Source organism: Paraburkholderia sp. FW306-2-2C-D06C, assembly GCF_058781505.1.
Genome location: NZ_JBYSWU010000046.1, coordinates 1 through 23,044, shown reverse-complemented (window position 1 = coordinate 23,044; position 23,044 = coordinate 1). Strand labels below are relative to the sequence as shown.

The 23,044-nt window shown below is 61.5% G+C and carries 16 protein-coding genes and 3 pseudogenes; 13 read left to right on the top strand and 6 right to left on the bottom strand.

Annotation, left to right across the window (positions count from 1 at the left end; translation table 11 throughout):
* Positions 1 to 7: 7 nt before the first annotated feature.
* Both AC3WLT_RS27705 and AC3WLT_RS27700 read right to left on the bottom strand, forming a co-directional pair.
* Positions 8 to 1,354 carry a hypothetical protein gene (locus AC3WLT_RS27705; RefSeq protein WP_492594858.1) on the bottom strand — a complete coding sequence of 449 codons (1,347 nt, stop codon included), beginning with the start codon at positions 1,352 to 1,354 and terminating at the stop codon, positions 8 to 10.
* A 93-nt stretch (positions 1,355 to 1,447) separates the two neighbouring features.
* Complete coding sequence (locus tag AC3WLT_RS27700; RefSeq protein ID WP_492594888.1) at positions 1,448 to 3,931, bottom strand: type VI secretion system Vgr family protein; 2,484 nt, start codon at positions 3,929 to 3,931, stop codon at positions 1,448 to 1,450.
* A 296-nt stretch (positions 3,932 to 4,227) separates the two neighbouring features.
* Here AC3WLT_RS27700 and tssB point away from each other — a divergent pair, with 296 nt between their 5' ends.
* The 8 genes from tssB (at position 4,228) to tssE (ending at position 14,135) form a co-directional block, all read left to right on the top strand.
* Positions 4,228 to 4,749, top strand: a complete 522-nt coding sequence (tssB, locus tag AC3WLT_RS27695) for a type VI secretion system contractile sheath small subunit (RefSeq protein ID WP_492594857.1) — start codon at positions 4,228 to 4,230, stop codon at positions 4,747 to 4,749.
* Between the two features lie 27 nt (positions 4,750 to 4,776).
* Positions 4,777 to 6,324: a type VI secretion system contractile sheath large subunit gene (gene tssC / locus AC3WLT_RS27690; protein ID WP_492594856.1), complete on the top strand. Its 1,548-nt coding sequence runs from the start codon at positions 4,777 to 4,779 to the stop codon at positions 6,322 to 6,324.
* Between the two features lie 125 nt (positions 6,325 to 6,449).
* A complete protein-coding gene (tssK, locus tag AC3WLT_RS27685; RefSeq protein WP_492594855.1) occupies positions 6,450 to 7,796 on the top strand; it encodes a type VI secretion system baseplate subunit TssK in 1,347 nt (448 codons plus the stop codon).
* Positions 7,793 to 8,470: a DotU/TssL family secretion system protein gene (locus AC3WLT_RS27680; protein WP_492594854.1), complete on the top strand. Its 678-nt coding sequence runs from the start codon at positions 7,793 to 7,795 to the stop codon at positions 8,468 to 8,470. The genes tssK and AC3WLT_RS27680 overlap by 4 nt, the downstream gene beginning before the upstream one ends.
* 11 nt (positions 8,471 to 8,481) lie before the next feature.
* Entirely contained in the window at positions 8,482 to 10,239 is a 1,758-nt protein-coding gene (locus tag AC3WLT_RS27675; RefSeq protein WP_492594853.1) for an OmpA family protein, read from the top strand.
* A gap of 13 nt (positions 10,240 to 10,252) precedes the next feature.
* The gene (locus AC3WLT_RS27670; protein WP_492594852.1) at positions 10,253 to 10,738 is read left to right on the top strand and encodes an Hcp family type VI secretion system effector; all 486 of its coding nucleotides are present in this window, start codon (positions 10,253 to 10,255) and stop codon (positions 10,736 to 10,738) included.
* Between the two features lie 221 nt (positions 10,739 to 10,959).
* Positions 10,960 to 13,704 carry a type VI secretion system ATPase TssH gene (tssH, locus tag AC3WLT_RS27665; RefSeq protein ID WP_492594851.1) on the top strand — a complete coding sequence of 915 codons (2,745 nt, stop codon included), beginning with the start codon at positions 10,960 to 10,962 and terminating at the stop codon, positions 13,702 to 13,704.
* Positions 13,701 to 14,135, top strand: coding sequence for a type VI secretion system baseplate subunit TssE (gene tssE, locus AC3WLT_RS27660; protein ID WP_492594850.1), 435 nt, complete (start codon positions 13,701 to 13,703; stop codon positions 14,133 to 14,135). The genes tssH and tssE overlap by 4 nt, the downstream gene beginning before the upstream one ends.
* Positions 14,136 to 14,156: 21 nt before the next feature.
* Here the strand turns inward: tssE and AC3WLT_RS27655 are convergent.
* Both AC3WLT_RS27655 and AC3WLT_RS27650 read right to left on the bottom strand, forming a co-directional pair.
* Positions 14,157 to 14,276 (bottom strand): annotated as a pseudogene (locus AC3WLT_RS27655) (serine dehydratase beta chain); the annotation flags it as partial.
* Positions 14,277 to 14,361: 85 nt separating this feature from the next.
* A pseudogene (locus AC3WLT_RS27650) lies at positions 14,362 to 14,661 on the bottom strand (DUF3100 domain-containing protein); the annotation flags it as partial.
* 61 nt (positions 14,662 to 14,722) lie between these two features.
* Here AC3WLT_RS27650 and epsC point away from each other — a divergent pair.
* Positions 14,723 to 16,255: a serine O-acetyltransferase EpsC gene (gene epsC / locus AC3WLT_RS27645; protein WP_492594849.1), complete on the top strand. Its 1,533-nt coding sequence runs from the start codon at positions 14,723 to 14,725 to the stop codon at positions 16,253 to 16,255.
* Between the two features lie 417 nt (positions 16,256 to 16,672).
* Here epsC and AC3WLT_RS27640 read toward each other — a convergent pair whose 3' ends face one another.
* Positions 16,673 to 16,903, bottom strand: a complete 231-nt coding sequence (locus AC3WLT_RS27640) for a hypothetical protein (RefSeq protein WP_492594848.1) — start codon at positions 16,901 to 16,903, stop codon at positions 16,673 to 16,675.
* 471 nt (positions 16,904 to 17,374) lie between these two features.
* On the opposite strand from AC3WLT_RS27640, the gene AC3WLT_RS27635 reads away from it, so the two are divergent.
* Positions 17,375 to 17,521, top strand: a complete 147-nt coding sequence (locus tag AC3WLT_RS27635; RefSeq protein WP_492594847.1) for a hypothetical protein — start codon at positions 17,375 to 17,377, stop codon at positions 17,519 to 17,521.
* Between the two features lie 488 nt (positions 17,522 to 18,009).
* Here the strand turns inward: AC3WLT_RS27635 and AC3WLT_RS27630 are convergent.
* Positions 18,010 to 18,766: pseudogene (locus AC3WLT_RS27630) on the bottom strand (IS110 family transposase); the annotation flags it as partial.
* 589 nt (positions 18,767 to 19,355) lie between these two features.
* Here AC3WLT_RS27630 and AC3WLT_RS27625 point away from each other — a divergent pair.
* The 3 genes from AC3WLT_RS27625 to AC3WLT_RS27615 all read left to right on the top strand — a co-directional run bounded on the left by AC3WLT_RS27625 (position 19,356) and on the right by AC3WLT_RS27615 (position 22,831).
* The gene (locus AC3WLT_RS27625) at positions 19,356 to 19,859 is read left to right on the top strand and encodes a hypothetical protein (RefSeq protein WP_492594846.1); all 504 of its coding nucleotides are present in this window, start codon (positions 19,356 to 19,358) and stop codon (positions 19,857 to 19,859) included.
* Between the two features lie 617 nt (positions 19,860 to 20,476).
* Positions 20,477 to 20,839, top strand: a complete 363-nt coding sequence (locus AC3WLT_RS27620) for a hypothetical protein (protein WP_492594845.1) — start codon at positions 20,477 to 20,479, stop codon at positions 20,837 to 20,839.
* Between the two features lie 72 nt (positions 20,840 to 20,911).
* Positions 20,912 to 22,831: an AAA family ATPase gene (locus AC3WLT_RS27615; protein WP_492594844.1), complete on the top strand. Its 1,920-nt coding sequence runs from the start codon at positions 20,912 to 20,914 to the stop codon at positions 22,829 to 22,831.
* Positions 22,832 to 23,044: the final 213 nt, after the last annotated feature.

Here is a 23,044-nt window from a genome sequence, read left to right as displayed (position 1 = left end):
GGAGTTCTCACGAAATAAGGGGGCTCGAAGTTGCCCGGGATTGACGCGCTGCGACGGCATCGCCCCTACGAGTGGCCGGGAAGTGGTCCAGCGTGGTTTCACCGTCGCCTTGTTTGAGTACCGCACAATCGACATGCTTTCCGTCGCCGACAAGAACGATCTGTGCCGCAGTCTCGCCGGTCAGAGACGACGCGGCACAGGCCACCGCCAGCCACGGGGCAGCCGCGCCACCGTAGCCGACGCTCTGGTCGAGGTCCGTTGTGCGCGCCGTCAGGCCAAGCCTCCGTGACGGCTCACGCAATGCACCGGCCTGCGTCGCATCGAGGCCCGTTTGCCAGGCGCCCTCAATCTGCCCGGCTGGTACGCCGGCCCATTTCACGGCATGCGAAAGCGCGTCGGCAGGTTGATCGACGAGTCCGCGAACCGGTCGGTGCAGATCGGCCATGCGCGGCATCCGAGACTGACGAGCGAGCGCCTCCGGTACCAGCAACACGGCCGCGCCGGTCTCGGACGCACCAGCTGGAGGCGTGCCGGCGAGCAGCGGATGCAATTGGACGGCGATGACGAGCGTGGCATGCACATGTTCATTCCCAAGCATCTCGTCCAGCCACCGGTCAAGCATCATCAGGCTGGCGGGCGACTCCGCGGCAGGGGCGACCGGCGCCTTTCGAAGCGACCGGGCATGCCAGCACGCCTGCCAGAGCGAGTCGTTTTCCTGATGAGTGAAGCCGTTCGACACAGAGAGCCGGATGGTCAGGGCCACGTGGGCAGGAAGCGCCTGGATGCGCGGCAACAGATCATCGAGCAGTTCACCGAACAGCCATGCGGTCACCAAGCGGCGACGGTCGCGATCGCCCTCGCCGCCGCCGGAGGGTGTCGTGCGGATGCCGGGAATGACAAACCAGCGGGCCTTGACGGGCTCACCGTCTCGCGCGACTGGGTCTTGTGTTTTCAACACCACGGTGCCCTGTCTAATACGCTCGGCAGCATTCTCGTCACGCTCGGCCGAAAAGCGATGAGCCGCGCCCACGATGACTAGCGGGATGCTTGCAGCATTGAATACGCGCTCGTTGAATGCCTGCACCGCTTCGTCGCGCAGGGCAGTGTCCAGTTTCCTGCCTTCGTAAGCACTGTAGCGGCGCAGGACGATCCATGCCGGAATGCCTACCGGGAAAAGGACGACACACGTCCAGAATTTCCACGTCTGGGTTGGCATGGCTTTCGGCCAGAAAAAAAGCACGACAAAGACGCCGGTCAGCACCATCACGAAGAACGCCACCGTCCAGACGAATCGCGACGGCGCAGCGTCCTGCGCCACTTCGTTTGGCGGCAGCAGCGAAAAATCAACCGCCATGGTTCATCCGCGTCTGGACATAGCAAACGTCGCCGCGATACGGTCCGCTAGACCCTGGCTGACAGCGATAGAAGGAAAACGTGTCATTGCATATCACGCAGAGCCTCCCCGTTTGTTCAAAACACGGATCACAATGCTTTCGACATCGTGACTCTTCTGAACAGCAGTTCGACCCATTTCGTCGGTCAGGCCTTTGATGCGCGTGCCATCTTCACGCACGATCTCGTAACGTTGATGCTTGAGCACCTCGCCGGTGATCTTGTTGCGAAGAACGTAGGGGTCGTTAAAGGCCGTCTTGGGGAGGTTATTCATCTGCTGTGCCAGCGACGACGGCCCCTGCCGGCTGAATGCGGCCGACTTGATGGTCCGGTCTCCCCGCGTGCCGTCCTCGATACCAGTCGACGACAGGCGAAGATAGGAGCCGCCGCATTTGAGCAACAGTTCCTCCTTGGCCTCGATCACCACGCGCCCGTTGGCGCTGCTAATCGTCATGTTCTTGTCCGACAGCAGGCGCATCTCATCGCTCTGGGCCTGAATCTCGACCTTGCCCTTTGCCGCAAACAGCTTGATGCCGAGCTTCTGCGCGAAAACGGACACCAGTTCACCCGCCGCTACAGTGAACCGCTTCAACACGCTGAAATCGGCATGACCGCCCGATGTGGCGATCAGGTTTTCGGCGGCACTCAGTTGCAGGTCGGAGCCCGATGCCAGCGCCATGCCCACCGGTGCGCTGACGAGGATTCCAGCCTTCTTGAGATCCTTCAGCGTATCGTTGAGCAGCGCCTTCTGCCGGTCGTAGTCGGCGGCGATCGCCCGGGCGGCCTTTGCTGCTTCTGCCAGCGCTTCGCTTTGCTGCAGGGCCTGCTGGAGCAAGCTCTGCGCGGCCTCCATGTCGAGCTGTTGCCCACTCGCATTCGGCTGATCGTCCGCAGAGACAAATAGCCCCTTGCCGCCGCGGATCGCCCCCTTGCCTGACGTTCGAAGCTCGAATCCCGCCCCACGCTTCTGCCGCTTGCCGTCGACCATGTGCCCCAGGGTCAGTTGGCTCTTGCCGGAGTGCTCGGTGGAAAGCTTGACGTGCTCCTCGCCCTGCCAGTCTTCCATCTCAAACTTGTTGTCTCTCTGCGTACGAATCACGTTGCGCGAGAGCCACCGGTCCTGGTTCGTGATCAGGTCGGTCTGCTGGCTGTTGTGATGGAATTGCGAGATATAAGGCTTGTTCGGATCGCCGTCCCGGAATTCCAGCACGGCTTCTGTTTTCTCGAGCGCAGGAAAGTGAAACCCCGTCTGCAGCCCGCCCGCGAAGGGCTTCGCAAGCCGCAGCGGCACGCTCTCGCCCCCCGGGTTCCATTCATCGAAATCGCAGTCGAAGCGGACCGTGTAATAGCCTTGCTGCGTCAGATACGCATATTCGTAGTTGCCCGGCGAGGTTACCCGCGCGCTTAACGTGCCGTTGATCTTCGGCCACCTGTCGTCCCTGATCTTCAGGCGAAAACGCCGGTCGGACGGAATCGCCTTGTAGGTGTTGCGGTAGGCCTCATCGCGCGCACCCGCATGCACGACCTCGATCATGACCTGCCCGTTCGGGGCGTCCGGCAGTTCCTCATCCATCTGCAGGATTCGCCCGGGCCGCAGGTCGAGCGCATTGCTCTCGCCTTCGTACACGACCTGCCAGGCGATCGCCGCCTCATGGCGCAGTTGCGCCTCCCACTTCGCCCCGTCCTGATCGAGGTGATGGGTGCCGTAGATATACGGCTGGCCGTAGGTCGTCGTGTCCTTGCTGGCGACATTGGCTTCAGCCTTGAAGCGCTCCCAGGCCTGGTCGGGGTTGTAGTCGGCGACCAGGAACGATTCCGGTACGGTCCGCACATGCGTCTGTAGCGCCGACACTGCTTCGACACCGGACTCCATCCCCGCCATCTCGCGATACAGCACCTTCAGTTCCGGCTGGTAGATGTAGTGGTCGATATCGTCGGCAAACACGACGATGTCGCCATGCTTGCCCGGCACGATATAGCTGTAGATCCCTTCCTGTTCCATCAGGACGTGAATGTACGGCCAGTCGGCAATCTGGTACTGGAAGCGGAACTTGTGCTGGGGATACTGCCGGCGCAGCTTGAAGACGAACTGGTGACCCTTGAAGCCGTGACGGCGCAGGATCGACTCGATGATCTGCGGTCCCGTTTGATGCTGGTAGATGCGGCTCGTGCGCGTGATGTTCAGGCGCGCGATATGCGCCTCGACGACGAACCGGTAGCTGCTGAAGTCCTTCGTGGTCTTCGTTTTAGAGAAGCGGGTGATGCACCCCGAAAACACTCGTGGTTCGCTGCCGTCGACGGGAGCGATCGTGAAGCTGGCGTCGCGCCCGAGATAGTCCGAACGTGAGAGCTTGTCCGGATGCGTCAGCTCGATCGTGATCCGGTATGGCTCACCCATGCGCTCAACGGCCTTGAACGACACGACCGACAGGTCCTTCGCATTTACGGTGCCCGGCACATCGAGAAAATACGACTGTCGTCCGGTCAGCGCCTTTAGATCCTTTGCGTACGTTGCGACTTTACCAGGCAGGTCGGCCATTGTTCTTTCCCATTCGTTGCGCTGCTTCGAATCATTGAATTGACGATTCAATCGACCCAGGGCCGACGTTCGGACAGAGAAAGTAAACGCTTTTCGCGTTGCTGTGAAGCCGTATTTCGCTTTATTCAGATGAATTTTCACGACCCGGAAAACTCGGACATAAATCCAGAACTTTCCTATTCCAGAAGCCCAGCGTTGCGTGTTACTTATCTCGTCCTTATGTTTGTTGTACTGATAGTTATCTCAGAATTCAAAGCAATCTTGATGAACGTTAAACAGAGAAAAAGGATTTGAAGATGAGTGAAAGCTTCCAGAACGAGGTGCCCAAGGCACGCATCAATTTGAAACTCGACCTGCACACGGGCGGCGCCCAGAAGAAGGTCGAGCTGCCACTCAAGCTGCTGGTGATGGGCGACTACAGCAACGGTCAGGATACGCGCGCGCTGGCGGAGCGAACCAAGGTCGATATCAACAAGAACAACTTCAACGCTGTGCTCGCTGAATACCGGCCGAAGGCACGGATTGCGGTCGAAAACACGATGGCTGGCGACGGTTCCGAACTGCCGGTCGACCTTGAGTTTCGGTCGATGGACGACTTCAAGCCGGACGTCGTGGCCAGCAAGGTCCCTGAACTGCGTGCGCTGATGGCCGCCCGCAACCTGCTGCGCGATCTGAAATCCAATCTGCTCGATAACGCGACGTTCCGCCGTGAGCTCGAAAAAATCCTCAAGGACCCGGCGCTGTCCGAGCGTCTGCGCACCGATCTTCAGCAGATCGGTGCGTCTGCACCGCAGTCCGCCCTGCAGTCCAACCAGTAACCGTCGATCATTGAGGAGTTGTACACCATGACTAAAAACGAAACCCGTCTCCATGAATCGGCGGCAACAGAGACGGTTGTACTGGACGCACCCGGCAAGAGCGTCTATGAATCCCTCTGCGAAAAAATCAGCCTGACGCCGGTCACGGCAACCCGTCCGTTCGAATCGTTCCAGAGCGCGGACACGCTGTCGGAGTCGTCGCTGGACGAACGCGTCGCGCAGGGGATGAGCGTATTCCTCAAGATGATCCAGAACGCGTCGCAGCAGGTGGATCGTCTGGACAAGAGCCTGCTTGACTTTCATATCGAACATCTCGACCAGCAGATCAGCCAGCAGCTCGATGCGATCATGCACAACGAGACGTTCCAGCAGATCGAGTCGGCATGGCGTGGGTTGAAATTCCTCGTCGATCGCACCGACTTCCGCAAGAACGTCAGGATCGAAGTGCTCGACGTGTCGAAGGACGCGCTGCGCCAGGACTTCGAGGACACGCCGGAGGTCATCCAGAGCGGCCTGTACCTGCACACGTACATCCAGGAATACGACACGCCGGGCGGCCAGCCGATCGGCTCGATCATCTCGAATTACGAGTTCGACCGCAGCCCGCAGGACATCGCCCTGCTGCGCAACATCTCGAAGGTGTCGGCCGCTGCGCACATGCCGTTCATCGGTTCGGTCTCGCCGAAGTTCTTCGGCAAGGAGTCGATGGAAGAAGTCGCGAGCATCCGCGATATCGGCAACTACTTCGATCGTGCCGAGTACCTGAAGTGGAAGAGCTTCCGCGAATCGGACGATGCCCGATATATCGGCCTCACGCTGCCGCGCTTCCTCGCACGTCTGCCGTATGGTCCGGAGACGAGTCCGGTGCGCGCATTCAATTACAAGGAGGACGTCAAGGGTCCGGACCATACGCGCTACCTCTGGACGAATGCCTCGTTCGCGTTTGCAGCGAATATGGTCAAAAGCTTTATCAAGAACGGCTGGTGCGTGCAGATCCGGGGGCCACAGGCGGGCGGCCTGGTCGAAGATCTGCCGATCCATCTGTACGACCTCGGCACCGGCAACCAGGCAAAGATCCCGAGCGAAGTGCTGATTCCCGAGACGCGCGAGTTCGAATTCGCCAACCTCGGTTTTATCCCGCTGTCGTACTACAAGAACCACGACTTCGCGTGCTTCTTCTCCGCTCACTCGGCGCAGAAACCCACACTGTACGAGACGAAGGAAGCTACCGCGAACAGCCGGGTCAATGCACGTCTGCCGTATATCTTCCTGCTCTCGCGCATCGCGCACTACCTGAAGCTGATCCAGCGCGAGAACATCGGCACGACCAAGGACCGGCGGCTCCTCGAACTCGAGCTGAACACGTGGGTCAAGTCGCTCGTGACCGAGATGACCGATCCGGGTGATGACCTCCAGGCGTCGCACCCGCTGCGTGAAGCAAAGGTGATCGTCGAGGATATCGAGGACAACCCGGGCTTCTTCCGCATCAAGCTCTTCATCGTGCCGCACTTCCAGGTCGAGGGGATGGACATCAATCTGTCGCTCGTCTCGCAGATGCCGAAGGCGAAGAGCTGAGCCGCTGCCGCCATTTGTACGTAGGGTAGTTCGGCCGCGCGATGATCTTCAAGGCATTGCGCGGTCCGCATTCCATGCGGGGCCGATGATGTCTGATGCATCGCTTCGCGCACAAACCGATCACGATGAAAATAACAAGACCGCTGTGGGCCAAAGGGATTTTCATGACGCCCCAGCATTTCCAGCAGCAGGCGCTGTGGGGCCAGTTCACCAACGAGCGCATCGCACGCATTGCCAGTCCCGACCCGTGGGGTGTGAGCCGGGTCGCGTTCGACACCCAGGCGCTGTCGATCAACCGTCTTCAGCTCGCTTCGCTCGATCTGCGTCTGCCGGATGGCACGTTCATCGACACCGAAGCCGCAGACCGGTTGCCCGCGGCGCGAAATCTGGGTGACGTACCCACGCAGGCGGAGGCCGTCGTGGTGCTAGCTGGCCTGCCGCTCGTCGACGTACAAGGGGGAAACTGCATCGAGGAGGACCAGAAGCCAGCGCGGCCTCGCCGTTTCGGGCGCGAATACCTGCAGGTCGCCGATATCCACGGCGAAGGCAAGGAAGAAATCAGCGTCGAGCGGCACATGCTGGCGCTGCTGTTCGACTTCGAGGAACACGGCGACTATGTGACGTGCCCGGTCGGCCGGCTCGTGAGAAATGCGCAGGGTCGTTTCGAGATCGATCCGGCGTTCGTGCCGCCTTGCCTGTTGCTGTCGGCGAGCACCCAGCTGACCGGACGCATGAACCGCCTGAGCGAGATACTGAGCGCCAAGAGCGCGAGCCTGGCGGTGCGCCGCCGCGAACGCTCCGACCAGATTGCCGACTATGCCGTAGCCGACGTGTCCCTGTTCTGGCTGCTGCACAGCGTGAACAGCACATGGCCGGACCTAGCGCGCCTCTGTCAGGCGCCGGATCAGCATCCGGAGCGGCTTTACGGCGTGCTCGCGCGTCTGGCCGGGTCGCTGCTCACATTTTCGACGACGGAAACGCTGCAGGCCATTCCGCCGTACGACCATCACGCCCCGGAGCCTGTGTTCGCGGAGCTGGAATCGCTGATCCGCACGCTGCTCGACACCGTGATCCCGTCGCGGGTTGTGCCGATCGCACTGGAGCGCGCGAGAGGCACGGTCTGGGTCGGAAAGATTCAGGACGAACGGCTCGTCAACGGCGCTGACTACTACCTGTCGGTGCAGTCGGGTCTGCCGGCGCACGCGTTGCTCGAGCAGTTACCCCGCCTGTGCAAGGCCGGCGCGCCGGACGAAGTCGAGCAGATCGTCAATTCGGCGCTGCCCGGCATTCCACTGCGTGCCATGTCGCGCCTGCCGGCGGCGATCCCGATCCGCATCGAGAACCAGTATTTCGCGCTCGACAGCGCCCACCCCGCTTTCAAACGAATGGTTGCCGCCCACGCATGCCAGTTCTATGTCCCGGCGTCGATTCCGGACGTGTCGCTTGAACTCTACGCGGTATTGCCCACATGAATCCGTACGCCACAGCCGCCCCGACCGCCTCCATACCGTTGCTCCCAGTCGCTTTGCGAGACACGGCGTTGACCATCACACGGCTCGCCCACGACGCGGCGCCAACCGCCTTTGACGCATTCCGCCGGACATGCACGCAGCAGATCGAACGCCTGCGAGCCGACCTCACCACTGCGGGCCACCCGCGCGACGTCATTGAGGATGCAACCTACGCACAGTGCGCGCTGCTCGACGAAGCGGCGCTCAGCCGCCTGAAAGGTGTCGATCGCGACGCCTGGGAACGCGAGCCCCTACAGGTAAGCGAGTTCCAGAGTCACGATGCCGGCGAGGAACTGATCGCGCGCATCGAGCGGCGTCTGACGCAACCGCAGCCCGTACTGCCGTTGCTCGCCGTCTTCGCAGCAGTGCTCGACCTCGGGTTCAGGGGCAAATTCGCACTGGACGGTCGCGATGCGCGCGTTGCGCTCATGCGAGCGCTCGATGAGCGTCTGGGTCGCTATGACGAGAGAAGCGATACGTCAGGTCCGGTCGTAGTCAGAATGGGGAGCGGGCGCCGGTGGTTTGGCAACCTGTCACCGCTCGCGTGGGTCGTGATCGCAATCGTTGGCGCAGGCGTCGTCTATATCGCTCTTGATCAGTGGCTCACGGTTTCGATCGCCCGGATTACACATTGACGGGGCGAAGCTTGACTGGCTATCCATATCGAACGCTCATCGTCTGGGTCGCGATCCTCGCACTGATCTGGCTGGCACTGTGCTCGCCATGGTCGCCGGGATGGAACGTTTTCTTCACCGTACTGGCGGTGTTCGCCGCGCTCGTCGCCATGGTGATCGCGACGCGGCGCATCCGCACCCGGCGCGACGCCACGCTGCATGTTCTTTCCGCCATCGACGCAGCGCTCAGTTCGCTCCCCTCCGACATCAAGCGCAATACGCCGCTGGTGGTCGCTGTCAGCGACGCCCCGACGACCGAAGGAAGCCCCCGTGGGGAGGAAGTCCCCGTGGGGGACGGGAATGGACCGCTCGCTGATGCTTTCGGCACGGACCTCGTGCGCATCACGGACGCGGCGATCTGGGTGCGCTGCGAGGAGCCCACCCGCCTCGTGCATCTTGCGGATGCGCTCAAACGCTGGCGCGACGGACAAGGGCCTGATGCCGTCGCCTGTCTGATCTCGGCCGACAGGACAGTCAGCCAGGCGAGTCTGGCCGCAAGCCTGAAACGCTGGCGCTCGGCTATTGGGGAAGCGAGCCGCGCGGTCGGTTACCGTCTGCCGGTATGCGTCGCAGTGTACGCGGAGGAAATCCAGCGCGCGCCCGACGAATGCCCGTGGTTTGGCATTTCCAGCGGCGAGCCGCTGCGGATCGACAGCCTCATTACGCTGGTGGCATCGCGCGTCGTGGCGTACATCCGCATGGTGATTCCGATGAGCAGGGAGCCTCGCGCGCACCGCGCGGCGCAGCTTGACGGCCTCACGCGCTGGGCCTGCGATGTCGTCCTGCCCCAACTCGTTGATGCGCAGCGCAACAGCCATCCATTGCGCGTCACCGCTTTCGGTGTGACGGCAATCGAAGGTCGCCCCGCACCGGACTCGCTGTTTGGCCAGTTCGCCGCGTCCGCGACCGGCCTCACTCTGCCTGTTACGAATGGCGTTCGGCTGCGCTATCCGCTGCCAGAGCCATTGATCCGAGGCATTCCGTTTCAGCCGGTACGTCGCGCGTTACCTCGCGCACTGGCTCATGCGTTTGTCTGGCTCGCGGCGTGCTTCTGCGCAGCCGCTGCCGCTTCGGCCTGGCAGAACCGCGCGCTGGTCGAACGTGTGGTCGGCGACATGGACCGCTACAAGGCGATTGCGCCGACCCAGGATGCTGCGCGCGTCGACGCCCTGAAGGCGGTCAAACGCGACCGCGATGAGCTGGAACACTATGCGGGTTCCGGCGTGCCGCCGCGACTGGGGCTCGGTTTCTACCGTGGCGCTCCCCTCTTGCCGCTTGCAAACGATCTCATCGCCAGCTATCAGCCACCCGCACCGCCGCCTTCGACGATCGAGCTGGACAGCCTGTCGCTGTTCCGCACCGGCCGCGCGATGCTGAATCCGGGCTCGAACCGTGTGCTGGTCGGAGCACTGGACATGATCAAGGCGCATCCGGACAAACGTGTGCTCGTCGCCGGTCACACCGATTCGGTCGGCAACCCGGCCAGCAATCTCAAGCTTTCGGAGGCTCGTGCAGCGTCTGTGCGCGACTGGCTCGCGGATGCGTCGGGCATTCCGGTATCGCATTTCGCGATCCAGGGTTATGGCGATACCCGGCCGAAGGCCTCCAACGACACCGAGACGGGGCGCGCGGCGAACCGCCGTGTCGAAATCACCCTCGTCCCCGACTGCCGTGACATACACGACAGTCGCAATGATTTAACCCCCCAGGGCCATCCGGCCTGTTCATAGAAGGAGTAATGCAATGGCAATTCCGGCATACATGTGGATCAAGGACGATGGCGGCGCCGACATCAAGGGCTCGGTGACCGTCGACGGCCGCGAGGGCAGCGTCGAGGTCGTCGCACTCGATCACGGCGTGAACATTCCGACCGACGCCAACACCGGCAAGCTCACCGGCACCCGCGTTCACAAGCCGCTCAAGTTCACCAAGGAGACCGACGCGTCGACGCCGTACCTATACAAGGCGGTGACGAGCGGCCAGACGCTCAAGTCTGTCGAGATCAAGTGGTACAAGATCGACGACGCGGGCAAGGAGAAGGAGTACTTCAATACCAAGCTCGATAACGTGAAAGTCGTCGCAGTCAATCCGAAGATGCTCGACATCAAGAACCCGGCCTACGAGAAGCACAACCACCTCGAAGAAGTCGAACTGCGCTACGAAAAGATCACCTGGTCGTACAAGGACGGCAACATCATCCACGCCGACAGCTGGAACGAACGCTCGTAAGACGTGGTTCGCCGGCGCCATGGCCCCTGCTCCACCATGGCGCCGGCGATTGCGATCGGACTGCACCGACCCGGTTCGATCGCCACCACGAACGCTCATAAAACAGTCTCTCAAGGGGGCTGGCACTGGCCCTCCTGATTTCGCTCATCAGTTCTGTGTCAGCCCTGTTTCGCCAGTCTGCCTCGCGGACTGGCGCTTTTTTTGTTCATTTCCCTCAAGTCATGACCCATCGCGACCTCTCCCCGTTCCTGCGCCGTCTCAACGATCATTGCGCCCACGCGCTCGCCGATGCAGCGAGTCTGTGTGAAACGCGCGCTCACCGGGATATCGAGGTCGAGCACTGGCTGATCAAGCTGCTGGAACTCGGCGAAGGCGACCTGGTTGCCATCGTGCGTCGATATGAACTCGACGTGGACGGCATCTGGAATGGTCTGCTCAGTTCGATCGACCGCCTGCCGCACGAACTGCGCGGCAAACCGGGACTGTCACATCGTCTGGGGCAACTGCTCGAAGCGGCGTGGATGCGTGCGTCGCTCGAAGCGACGGGCGAAACGCAACCGGCTATCCGCTCGGCCCATCTGCTTGCCGCGCTCGCCGACGCGCCCCATTTGCTGCGCGCGCCGGACGCATGGGCGCTACTCTCGGTGTCCGCCACGCAGATCGAACGCCTGCGGCCGGAGCTCGACCGGGTCTCGGTTGAAGCCGCGGCAACCATGAACGGCAATGCCGCGCCTCCTGAGGCAGCCGGTACGGCCGATAGCAAGCCACAACACGAAACATCCGCCCGCTCCCCTCTGCTGAACGCATTGGGCCAGGCCGGTTCGGAAGCACTGCAGCGTTTCACGATCGACATCACGCAGAAAGCGCGTGACGGCAAGATTGACCCTGTGTTCGGACGCGATGTCGAGATCCGTCAGATGGTCGACATCCTCGCGCGGCGCCGCAAGAACAATCCGATCCTCGTGGGCGACCCCGGCGTTGGCAAGACCGCGCTCGTCGAAGGCCTCGCACTGAAGATCGCTGAAGGCGACGTACCGGCGGTGATCCGCGACGTCGGCGTGCTGACGCTCGACCTCGGGCTGCTGCAGGCTGGCGCCGGCGTCAAGGGCGAATTCGAGCAGCGCCTGAAAAATGTGATCGAAGCCGTCCAGCAGTCGCCGACGCCGATCCTGCTCTTCATCGACGAGGCGCATACACTGATCGGCGCTGGCAACACCACCGGCGGGGCCGATGCGGCGAACCTGCTTAAACCGGCACTCGCCCGCGGCGAACTGCGCACGATCGCCGCCACCACGTGGTCCGAATACAAACAGTACTTCGAACGCGACGCCGCGCTCGAACGCCGCTTCCAGATGGTCAAGGTCGATGAACCCGACGACGACAACGCATGCCTGATGTTGCGCGGCCTGAAGGAGCGCTACGCGCAGCACCACGGCGTGCATGTCACCGATGCGGCCGTTGGCGCTGCCGTGCGTCTGTCGCGGCGCTATCTGACCGGCCGCCAGTTGCCGGACAAGGCGGTGGATCTGCTGGACACGGCCGCAGCTCGCGTGCGCATGAGCGTGGAGGCGACGCCAGTCGCGATTGCCGCCTGTCATGCCGAACAGGCAGCGCTCGCGGTCGAACGCAGGGCGCTGGTCGAAGATCAGGGCGCGACCTGCGCCGACGTCCGCGAACGGCTGGCGGCAATCGATGCGCGACTGAATGCACTGGCCGTCGAGTTGGAAGCGCTTGACCGGGCGTTTGCGGAACAGAAGGAAGCCGCCACCACGCTCGTCGCGTTGCGTGAGCAATGGCATGCGGCGACGGACCAGGCGATCCGCGAAGATCTGCAGCGCTCGATACGGGCCGCGCACGACGTGATGGCGCGGCACGAGCCCGATGCGCTAATCCACGCGGAAGTGGACGAGGCTGCGATCGCGCGCGTGATTGCCGACTGGACCGGCGTGCCGGTTGGCTGCCTGCTGGAGGATGAACTCGCCACGCTGCTCGATCTGGAGGCGCGACTCTCCCGTATCGTGGTCGGGCAGGATGATGCCCTCGCCGCGCTCGGCAAGAGCCTGCGCGCCGCGAAGGCCGGCCTCAAATCGGAGGAGGCGCCACTTGGCGTGTTCCTGCTGGTCGGGCCGTCCGGCGTCGGCAAGACCGAAACCGCGCGCACGCTGGCTGACCTGATGTTCGGCGGGGAGCGAGCACTCGTTACGATCAATCTTTCTGAGTATCAGGAAGCGCACACGGTCTCGCAGCTGAAGGGGTCGCCGCCGGGCTACGTCGGCTACGGCCAGGGCGGCGTCCTGACCGAAGCCGTGCGTCAACGCCCATACAGCGTGATCCTGCTGGACGAAGTGGAAAAGGCTCACCGCGACGTGCTCAATCTTTTCTACCAGGTATTCGACCGCGGCTTCATGCGCGACGGCGAAGGTCGTGTGATCGACTTCCGCAACACCGTGATCCTGATGACGTCCAATCTGGGCAGTGACCAGATCATGGCCGCGACTGACGCCCCGAAGGAAGCTCCCTTGGGGGGAGCGGTCAGGGAAGCGGGCGGAGAAGTCACCACCGCCATGCTCATGGAGGCAATCCGTCCGCTGCTGGTCGAGCACTTCCAGCCCGCCCTGCTCGCGCGTTTCCAGACGGTCATCTACCGGCAACTGTCGGCCGGGGCCCTCGCGTCGATCGTGCGGATGAAGCTCGACAAGGTGGCGCAGCGCATCGGGCAACGGTTTGGCGTGCCTCTCGTATGTGACGAGACATTGGTGGCCGAACTCGTGCGGGCGTGCCAGTTGCCGGACTCGGGGGCGCGCAACATCGACAGCCTGCTCGATCAGCAGATCCTGCCGATACTGTCGCGGGAGCTGCTGATGCGTGTCGCCAATCAGCAACTGCCGGAGGCAATACGTCTCGGGTTCTCCGAAGAAGATGGCATCGCCATTGAGTTCGATGCACTGACCGGGGCATTGGCATGACCCGTGGCGGACCGGGACTGTTCGAAGCGGTGACGGGGCACTTCGCGAACGGCGCAGCCATTGATGACTTCGACGCTGCGACGCAGACGTTCCTGTCGGTCCAGGACAACGTGCAGCGCATCCTGAACAGTCGCCGCAACGGGCTCGCGCACCTGCCGGACTATGGGCTCGACGATCTGTCGGAGATCTACCGCCACCTGCCGTCTTCCGCGCATAAGCTCAGGCACGCGATCGAAGTAACGCTGCTGAAATATGAACCGCGCCTGAGATCGATAGACATCACGATCGAGGACACCGAGCCGGGCATGCTGCTGAGCTTCACGATGAGCTGTTACCTCCATCAGGCGGGACTCGTGCGGTTCGGTACGCATTTCACACCCGATGGACAGACACGACTCAGGATGCTGAAGGCAGATCACGATCGCGACTGATGACTTCGCATCAAGACAATCCAGCAGCCCTTGCTGTCCAAGAGTCGTCGCGAACATCAACGCTGCCTGCATTGGGCCGACCGTGTGCGAGCTCGACGGACCGATGCCGATTTTGAAAAGATCGAAAACGCTTACTGCCATTTGGTCATCCTGCCGCGAGGGCATCGGGCGTTGTGACGTGGACTCCGCATGACCGACGCGCAGTCGGCCATGCGAACGCGAGGGGTCAGACGTGAAAGATTTGAGCGACAAGCGTGGCGCCGAGGAACGTCCCTGCGTTCGCTACGAACGAGACCAGAACGATTCTCCAGCCGAGCCGACGGAACGCCGGGACGTCCTTCGCGATGGAGAGCCCTGCAAACGTCAGCATCGGAGTGGTGACGCCAAGGAAGTCGTTCTTTGCGCTGAGAGTCGCGATTTGCGCGCCCCAAGGGCACAGCGGCGAAGTGAGGAACATGGCGACCAGCGATACCCAGCACACAGCAGGAATCTTACGGCCGGTCGCATTGCAAATTGCATCCCCTACGCGGTACTTCGACAGCACGGTGCTCTCACACGCGACATACGCAGATGGGCTCGCTTCGCAGATGGCGGCTGAGCTGGTCCGGCTGGACAGCACGCTACCGAACTTTGCGGACGAGTTTCGTCAGGTCATCCAGCGCGGCGGTATCGACGCATGCGCCGCGGCGGACGTACACAAGGTCGCAACGTCCAATCCTGCATGCCCCAATGCGCTTACCGCCTTCCTCTCCTTTCGGGGTATTCAGGCGATTCAGCTTCATCGTATTGCCCATGCGTACTGGGTCGCCGGAGAGCGCACGTTCGCCGTGCTGCTTCAGAACTGGGGCGCAAAACTGTACAACGTGGACATTCATCCCGCCGCGCGCCTCGGCAAGGGCTTATTTGTTGACCACGCGATGGGCATCGTCATCGGCGAGACGGCCGTGGTTGAGGACAACGTGAGCATGTGGCACGGCGTCACGCTGGGAAGCACGTTCAGCGAGGCCGGCGACCGTCATCCGAAGGTTCGCCAGGGTGCGACGCTGGCGGCGCATGCCGTCATTCTCGGAAACGTTGAGATAGGCGAAGGGGCGGTCATCGCAGCGGGCAGCGTCGTTCGTTGTTCGATTCCCCCCGGAATGGTGGCTGCCGGGATCCCGGCGAAGGTCATCAAGGCGGTCTCCGGCACGTACGCTGCCATCACCGCGCCTGCCAACAACCAGGACAAACGTATGATTCCTCCGAATCAGCATCGCTTGGGCATCGACCACCCGGTGGTCTCTGTGAGAAATCACCCCGAGGCCGTTGAGAAGTTCAAAAGGCTCGGCTTTTCACCCAGCCCCATCTCCTACCACCCGTGGGGCTCGGTACTTACTTTGATGATGTTCGAGAACAATTTCATCGAACTCATCGGCATCGATGACCCATCCAGGTTCGGCACTGGCGAGGTGGACGGGTTTTGCTATGGCAGAACCCTTGGACAGTTTCTCGAACGGTCTGAAGGCCTGAGACTGGTCGCACTCCACAGCAAAGATATCGAAGGCGACTTCGCGGCTGTCAAAGCGACTGGCTTGCCGGTGCAGCAACGCGTCGACTTTCGCCGGAAGTTGACCAAACCGGATGGAACACCCGATGAAGCCGTTGTGTCGTTGGGCATGGTGATGGACACTGAACTGGGTGACGCGTCCAACTTCTTGTGCCAGCAACACCGCCCGGAATTCATCTGGCGCAAAGATTGGCAGCACCACCCCAATGGCGCCACGGCCGTCGAGGAGGTTGTTTATGTCACCCCCGACCTCGGCCTGCTGGAAACGCGATGGTCAAAACTGTTTGGGCCGGAAAACACGTTCCGCGCTGACGGCCATGTCGAATCGGACACAGGATGCGGGCGGCTCGTCGCGCTGACGCAACCGCAGGCGAATGATCGCTTCGCGTCGGTCGGCATGCCAGTGAGATACATCGAAAAACCGCATGGCATCGCCTTGCAAGTGCGCGTGCGCGATTTGCAATCGACTGAACACATTCTTTCCGAGAACGGCGTAACACATGCGGGAACCGCGCGCGGTATCGCCGTCACGCCAGAATCTGCTGGCAACACCATCATCGAGTTTGTTGAGTGAGCGTCAGGTGGTTTCTGCCTGGTTTGGCAGCGATGGAGTCGTTGAGCCCTCTTGCTGAATGCATCGCTATTGTTCTTGCCACGCGGCAACTCGGGGAACAACCTGCCAGTCGCCATTGCTGTCTGGCGCGAAGCGACAAACTCCGCCCAGCCGAAGTCAAGAAGCGTCTGGTGCACCGGTAGCCAGCGCTGTGAAGCGCGCGCGACGGGTCGACGTTCGCGGCAGTACCTTACGTCGTGCTCGATAGTCAGGGTTATATCAACCTGAGCGCCTACGCGTGGGTTCACGGTGGGTTTTCGAAGCGTCACCGTGCGTCACACGGCGTCACACGGCGTCACACGGCGTCACACGGCGTCACGTGACTGGCAACGTTACAGTAACGGCGCGAGCGTTACCTGATTAATGTGCCGCGCTCGCTCATCTTCGGTGGCCACCATGCCCGCCATAGAAGCCGAAGCCGATGCCGACATCGACGGCCGGCGCCGCGTAATAGCCAGGCGCATAGCCGTAGTAGCCAGGTGCATAGCCGTAGTAGGCTGGCCCATATTCATATGCGGGCGCTGGCGCGTACCCATAACCGTACGGCGGAGCGACGACGCAGCCCGCGAGGCCAGCCGCCAGTGCGAAAATGCTGAATAGTCTGATCATGATGTCTCTCCCCACCTAAATTAGATGGGTATGGGGTGGCATTGGTTCGGAACTGACGGGGAGGGCCGCAACCAGTTGTATCGAAAAGTTACGTATGACGCGAAGGAGATCGTCGCCTCGCGCAAGCTGACGGCAGAGTCTGCCCGCGCTCTGTGACAGAACGTGTCCCAAGGGACAAAAGCGCGTTGTCCCTTGGGGCGTCCCGATTCGGGACGCCTGCGGCCACGAAGTGGAACAGTCCCAAAAACGGAACTCTTCCGAAACTGGGACTGTTTTGGGACGCCATGCAACGCAGCGCAACGCGATGCAACGAAGATGCTTGAAGGAATGCATGCAGGATGCTTCAAGCATCTGCTATCGGAGTGCTAGCAACTGCTCACGGATGCTTGCACCAATGCCAGCACCCAAGGTAGGCATCGGCACAAGCTTTCGCCTAAAATTTAAGCGTGGCTGTGACTTTTGGAGGCTGCCATGAGTGACTCGATGTTAGCGATTTTGATGGGGATCATCGTGGTTGTGTTTGGCACCGCGATCTGGGTCGCATCCGAGAATCGGGAGCGACTAACCCATTGGTTCCAGGAACATCATCTTCGGGACTTGATGCACCACAAGCATTGATGGCGCACCCAAAGGACATTTCAATGTTTGGCGGGTTCTTTGGCGGGTAGAAATGAAAACGGGCCTAAAGGCCCGTAGTCATTGGTTTCCTGGCGGAGAGACGGGGATTCGAACCCCGGATAGGTTATTAACCTATCGACGGAAATCGAAACATTTATTATCTATCAATGACTTAGGAGTAGCATGACGTGCCATTGGCTCCATAACCTTGCAGGTACAAAGTCATGATTTTATTGGCTTATCCATCTCGCAATGGCACAGCCGCCGACGGCTCTCGCGACGTGCAGAACCACAAATTATTACAGCCTTCGCGTGCAGCCGCATACATTGGTAAAGCGACTTCCGCCCAAGACTCTTACCCGTCACAATTCATCGGCCAGATGCGGCATCCGGCCCTCTACACGAGCACCACCGGTTGCAGTGACACAGCCTTCCGCCCCTTGGCAGATCCGATTGTCGTGGCATCACTATCACCATGCGTTACGATCTCAGACCGGTTTTATCTCTGCGCCACCAGGAACAACGCCGTCCTTCAGGTAGCGCCATAGCGCGATCACGAGTCGCCGCGCGACTGCGACGATGGCGATCCGCCTCGCCCGGCGGTTGGGCCCGGTGCCCTGGGTGCGCTGGTTGAACCACCTCGTCAGCGCACTCCCGGGTTGATAGCGCAGCCACTGCCAGGCCGTCTCGATAAGCTGCGTGCGCACCCATCGGTTGCCTTGCTTGCTGATGCCCTGGTCTACCGAGGTCTCGGCGCTGTCGTACGGTTGCGGCACCAGCCCGACACATGCACCGACCTGCCGCCGGTTATTGAAATCGCGCCAAAAGAGTTCGAGCACCAGACGTGATGCGCCGATTTGACCAATGCCTCGGAGCTGCGTGAGGTGATTAATGCGTTCACGCACTGGCACTGGCAGGCGCTCCTGCAAGGTCCCCTCCAGCGCGGCCAGTTGACGCTCAGCCAGCGCGATCCGTTCTGCCTCGCGTAGCAACCGTTCGCGCAGCTCCGCTGGTAAGGCCGCACCGTCGTGACAAATGATCTCTCCGCGTTCCGAGGCGGTCAGCAAACGCCTTATGGTCGACTTCGCCCCAGCAGCCAAAGGTTATCAGCAGTTTTCTCATGCGATCGCGATGCTGCAGCACTTCCTTTTGCAGTTGACCTCGATCACGCATGAGATGACGCGAGGCCTCGTCTTGTAGCGACGGTACACGAACCATACGCATGCGATCGCGTTCGCCATGCAGGCGTGACGGCGCGCTGTAGAGGATGCCGCGCACGGTGAACGTGCTGCAGCGGGTCACAAGCGCTTCTTCCTCGGCGAAGTCAGTGGTGCGACGTTCAGGCAGATCCAGCAGTTGTTCGCGCTCGATGCGAAACGCCGCGGCGTTGCGCCGGTTCCGACGGAGCACCACCTCGCGTACGAATTCATCGTAGGCGGGTCGGTCAGCGAAGTCGCGACGGCCACGAAGCATCAAGGCCTGGTCGACCGCTTCCTTCAGATACCGATGCGAGGTTTCCACACCATACTCTCGGTCGACTATCCAGGCAAATGAAACGCTGCCACTGGACGTCTCTCATCGATAAATGCGCTCCGGAAGTAATCCGCTCTGCTGCGGTCGCCTGTTTGTGACATCGCCCGGGCCAGACGCGCCCCCCAGTTGGGATTGCGCTCATGTGAGCCACCACCAATAGCGTGCACCTGACTTGCGTTTGCAAAAACCCATGTGATCCTGAATCTGTCCTCGCACTCGATCACGCAGGGACCGTCAGCCAGCGGGCATCCCTTCGATGCCCTCTGGCTGACAAACATTCACAACCAGATGGGATATTCAAATGCCAAATGCAAATCTGAAGTGGTTCGGCGCTGCAGCCTTCGCCGCCGCGCCGGCCAGTGCCTTCGCCAGCCCGGCCGGCGGATCTTCACGCCCCGTCACCGGGTTCGACCTGATAGATCGCGGCCGCGGACCGGCAAACATCGTGACACCTGGCAACGACATGCCAGCACAGCACCGTCACACCCAGCAGGTCACGATCACCGTGCTGGATCCAACTGGCACCGTTGGTCCGGACGCCGCCTGCACGCTCAGCAACGACAAGGACTCGTGGTGTGGCCAGACGGGAGGCACGCTTACGCTTGGCCGATCAGTTGGGCACCTGCGCGTCACGTGCGTTACTGATGGCAAGACAGTCGCGTCGGCCACGGACCCCGCGGCACCGGCACAGATCAGTGTAGCCACAGGACCGTTCGGCCATGCCGCGGCAACCGTACCACAGTATCCCGGCGCGCTCGTCCTTGCTCCGGCAAGCGCAACCGTCGCGTCGGCCGCCTATCGCTGAGCAGCCGGCCTCCCTTCCCACACCTGAGCCAACCCATGGTCTCACTCCCACAAGGACATCCCTATGGGCAATCCCCGAAAGGGCCTCTGGCAGATATTCGTAGATGAATGCCGGCAGTGCCTCATCGACTACTCGACGCCGCTCATCGTCTTCGCACGGTGGATACGGCGCCATACGCGCAAGTGAAACGTGACGGGTACACGCACGGAGATCCCGAATGGAAAACACACGCTTTACCGCAGCCAACGGCTGCGAGGTCATCAAGGTCGTGACCGACTCGGGTGTCACAGGCTATATCGACGCCAGCATCCCCCTCGATGCGATTGAGGCCTGGCACCGGCGCCTGGGTGCCGACCTCAGGCGCCCGATCGCACACTCGAGACGAATCCTGCGGCAGAACCGACGCCGCGTGTTCAGGCCGGCGCGAACCCGCACGTGCCGGCGGCGTCCAGGTCCGAGCCTGTGGCTGCCCAGACGCGGTCGCCCGCTCATCGTGCTTCGCTAGCGCAATCCGACTTGCGTTCCCGTCTGGCCATGTGAACCTGGATCTGTTCCGGCCCGCCGTCTGGTTGCGGTGAGCCGGACAGATCCAAGCCACTACCTATATGGAGCTTCCTATGCATAACGATCAACAGCACACGTCGTTTTTCAACTTCATCCACCCGGATCACGCGTGCCTGCCCCGCCCCGTCAGGATGTTCTGGAACACCGCGGCCGTACTGGTCTTCTTTATGCCAGCCTTCATGGCCTGCACCTCATGCCTTGGAATCGTGCTAGGACTCGACGCACTGCAGGGGGCTTGCCCGGCGCTGGTACAAGGTCTCGCCCTCGTAGTACTCGCAATGATCAAGGCCGGCTCCATTGCGTTCGCGGGTCTGTTCGTCACGGTTGCTTTCTGCGAACGCCATGGGCTGGCGCAACTTATCCGCGATGAGCTGTACGACACGATCGAGGAGGACGTCATCCCCTCGCTTCGCTAGGCACCCTGTGTATCTCTGCGCCTGTGACCAGTCTCTTCGCGATCATCGCCCCGCTTCCACGGAGAATCATCCATGAAAGACGCCATCGTATCTACGGCCCGCCTGTTTCCACCCATCCTGACCGGGACCCTCGCAGGTGCCGACCTTGGGTCAGTTCTTCACCTCAACGACATGCGGTTGCTATTCGCCATGCTGGTCTGCGTCGGCCTTGCGCTCGCGCTCCACCGCTACGTCCCCATTGCCCGCTGGCTGATGGCGGCAGGGACCGTGGCCGTCCTGCTGTTTGCGGTGGCTCAGTCTTCCGTACAGACGGCAGTCTTGCTCGGTGTCGGCATCGTATGCCGGCTGGCGTTAAACGCCGTGTACCGGTATCTTCAGGCTCTACGATCCGCCCCGCGGCCCGTAGAACAACCCACCCTACGCTCCCCTGCGCAGGCAGTCTCCGGCCAGCCCACGCCGCAGCGGGCGAATCTTTTGGACGGACGTGTGCAGCGGGCGCGATTTTCTTTTGACGCTATAACGGGCATGGCCGAAACGAAAGACCGGCTGCTCAATGCGGCACGTGACATCCTCACTCGCCCGGAGCAGGCAAGAAACGGCATCCTGCTCTCCGGTGAGCCAGGCAACGGCAAGACGATGTTCGCAGAAGCGTTGGCCGGTGAGCTGGGGATTCCGTTTTTCTCGATTTCCTACCAGGACATCGCCTCGAAGTGGATCAATGAGACACCTGAACGTGTGAAGGCGGCCTTTTCCCAGGCAACACGATTAGGACACGCAATTTTTTTCATCGATGAGATCGACGGATTTATCAAGTCACGCAATGACGCCCATGCGATGGATCGCGATCTCACCAATACCATGCTCACCGAGATGGTCCGCGTTCGCGGCACACCCGTTGTGCTCGTCGCCGCCACGAATGACCTCAGCTGGCTGGACGGGGCCGCGATCCGCGAGGGCCGCTTTGACTTCAAGGTGGAGGTCCCGCCACCAGATGCGCCGGCCCGTGAAGCGATCCTTCAGCGTTCAGTCGGCAAGACGCTTGGGTCGAACGCGCTCAGCGTACCGGTGCTCAAGAGTCTCGGAAAACGCTGGGCAGGCTTCAGTGCCGCGCGCCTGACAGCTATCGGACCGCAACTCGCCGACATGCGGCGGGAAGGTCTCTTTGGAAACGGCCAGGTGTCATTTGAAATTGCCATGCAGGCCATGCGCCGTGTCCAGGGTTCGAAGGGACAGCTGCCGGAGAAAGTCAAGGCAATCGAAGCGATCATCATGCCCGACGGGTCGCGCGACCACCTGAAGCGGCTCGGGCTGCGCCTGAAACATGTTCACCGGATGGAACAGCTCGGTAGTGCGCTGCCAAGGGGTGTGCTGTTCTATGGACCGCCGGGCACGGGCAAAACCCAGGCTGCAATGGCACTCGCAAAATCCAGCGGCTGGGCATTCCTCAAAACCACCGGCGCAGAACTGCTCCATAGCCATACCGCATGGGACCGGCTCTACCGTCAGGCGAAGGACCTCCGACCATGCATCGTGTTTGTCGATGAGGCGGACGACGTGCTTAGTGACCGGCGTATGTCCGGCGTTGCACCCGTGACCAACCGGATACTTGCCTCGATCGACGGCGCCGATGGCCGGGTGCCTGACGTACTGGTGATTGCCGCAACCAATCATCCTGAAACGCTGGATCCAGCCGTGCTGCGCGGCGGTCGCCTTGAGCAGAAGATCCGCTTTGATGTGCCCTCACGCGAATCGCTTTCGGCTTACATACGTGCCCAGCTGAAGCTCAAGGCTGGTGACACATTTGCATTCTCGCGGCATACGGTGGAATGCGTGACCACTGGTCTCGAAGGTTGCTCGATCGCTGACGCTGACGCCGCGCTGCAACGGATCGTCGACGAAGCAGCGGCGCGGCATATCGAGTCGGGAGCCACCACCATCACGACAGCCGACGTGCGTGCGGCACTCTCGACCCTAGATGTTTCTATCGGCTGACTCACTGCAGCGTATTCGCGTCGGTTGCCATGGCGAGTGTGGTGGCGGGCCTATAAGTCGCGCGCTCCCGCTCGTTCATGTTGGTCTGGAACTGGACGCTATTCTTCCTGACCGCCATTACCATCACACCGGGACACTAGGGTCTGTTTACATTTGAAAAAATGTGTTTACATCCTGTCTTTTGCGCTACGAGACGGGATGGTACGCACGTTA

What these genes read in the sequence shown, in the direction of transcription:
- AC3WLT_RS27620 (WP_492594845.1), top strand. Translation starts at nt 20,477, where the DNA reads ATGCATAACGATCAACAGCACACGTCGTTTTTCAACTTCATCCACCCG.
- AC3WLT_RS27640 (WP_492594848.1), bottom strand. Translation starts at nt 16,903, where the DNA reads ATGATCAGACTATTCAGCATTTTCGCACTGGCGGCTGGCCTCGCGGGC.
- AC3WLT_RS27625 (WP_492594846.1), top strand. Translation starts at nt 19,356, where the DNA reads ATGCCAAATGCAAATCTGAAGTGGTTCGGCGCTGCAGCCTTCGCCGCC.
- tssK (WP_492594855.1), top strand. Translation starts at nt 6,450, where the DNA reads ATGAAAATAACAAGACCGCTGTGGGCCAAAGGGATTTTCATGACGCCC.
- AC3WLT_RS27615 (WP_492594844.1), top strand. Translation starts at nt 20,912, where the DNA reads ATGAAAGACGCCATCGTATCTACGGCCCGCCTGTTTCCACCCATCCTG.
- tssH (WP_492594851.1), top strand. Translation starts at nt 10,960, where the DNA reads ATGACCCATCGCGACCTCTCCCCGTTCCTGCGCCGTCTCAACGATCAT.
- tssC (WP_492594856.1), top strand. Translation starts at nt 4,777, where the DNA reads ATGACTAAAAACGAAACCCGTCTCCATGAATCGGCGGCAACAGAGACG.
- AC3WLT_RS27700 (WP_492594888.1), bottom strand. Translation starts at nt 3,931, where the DNA reads ATGGCCGACCTGCCTGGTAAAGTCGCAACGTACGCAAAGGATCTAAAG.
- AC3WLT_RS27680 (WP_492594854.1), top strand. Translation starts at nt 7,793, where the DNA reads ATGAATCCGTACGCCACAGCCGCCCCGACCGCCTCCATACCGTTGCTC.
- tssB (WP_492594857.1), top strand. Translation starts at nt 4,228, where the DNA reads ATGAGTGAAAGCTTCCAGAACGAGGTGCCCAAGGCACGCATCAATTTG.
- tssE (WP_492594850.1), top strand. Translation starts at nt 13,701, where the DNA reads ATGACCCGTGGCGGACCGGGACTGTTCGAAGCGGTGACGGGGCACTTC.
- AC3WLT_RS27670 (WP_492594852.1), top strand. Translation starts at nt 10,253, where the DNA reads ATGGCAATTCCGGCATACATGTGGATCAAGGACGATGGCGGCGCCGAC.
- epsC (WP_492594849.1), top strand. Translation starts at nt 14,723, where the DNA reads ATGGCGGCTGAGCTGGTCCGGCTGGACAGCACGCTACCGAACTTTGCG.
- AC3WLT_RS27635 (WP_492594847.1), top strand. Translation starts at nt 17,375, where the DNA reads ATGAGTGACTCGATGTTAGCGATTTTGATGGGGATCATCGTGGTTGTG.
- AC3WLT_RS27705 (WP_492594858.1), bottom strand. Translation starts at nt 1,354, where the DNA reads ATGGCGGTTGATTTTTCGCTGCTGCCGCCAAACGAAGTGGCGCAGGAC.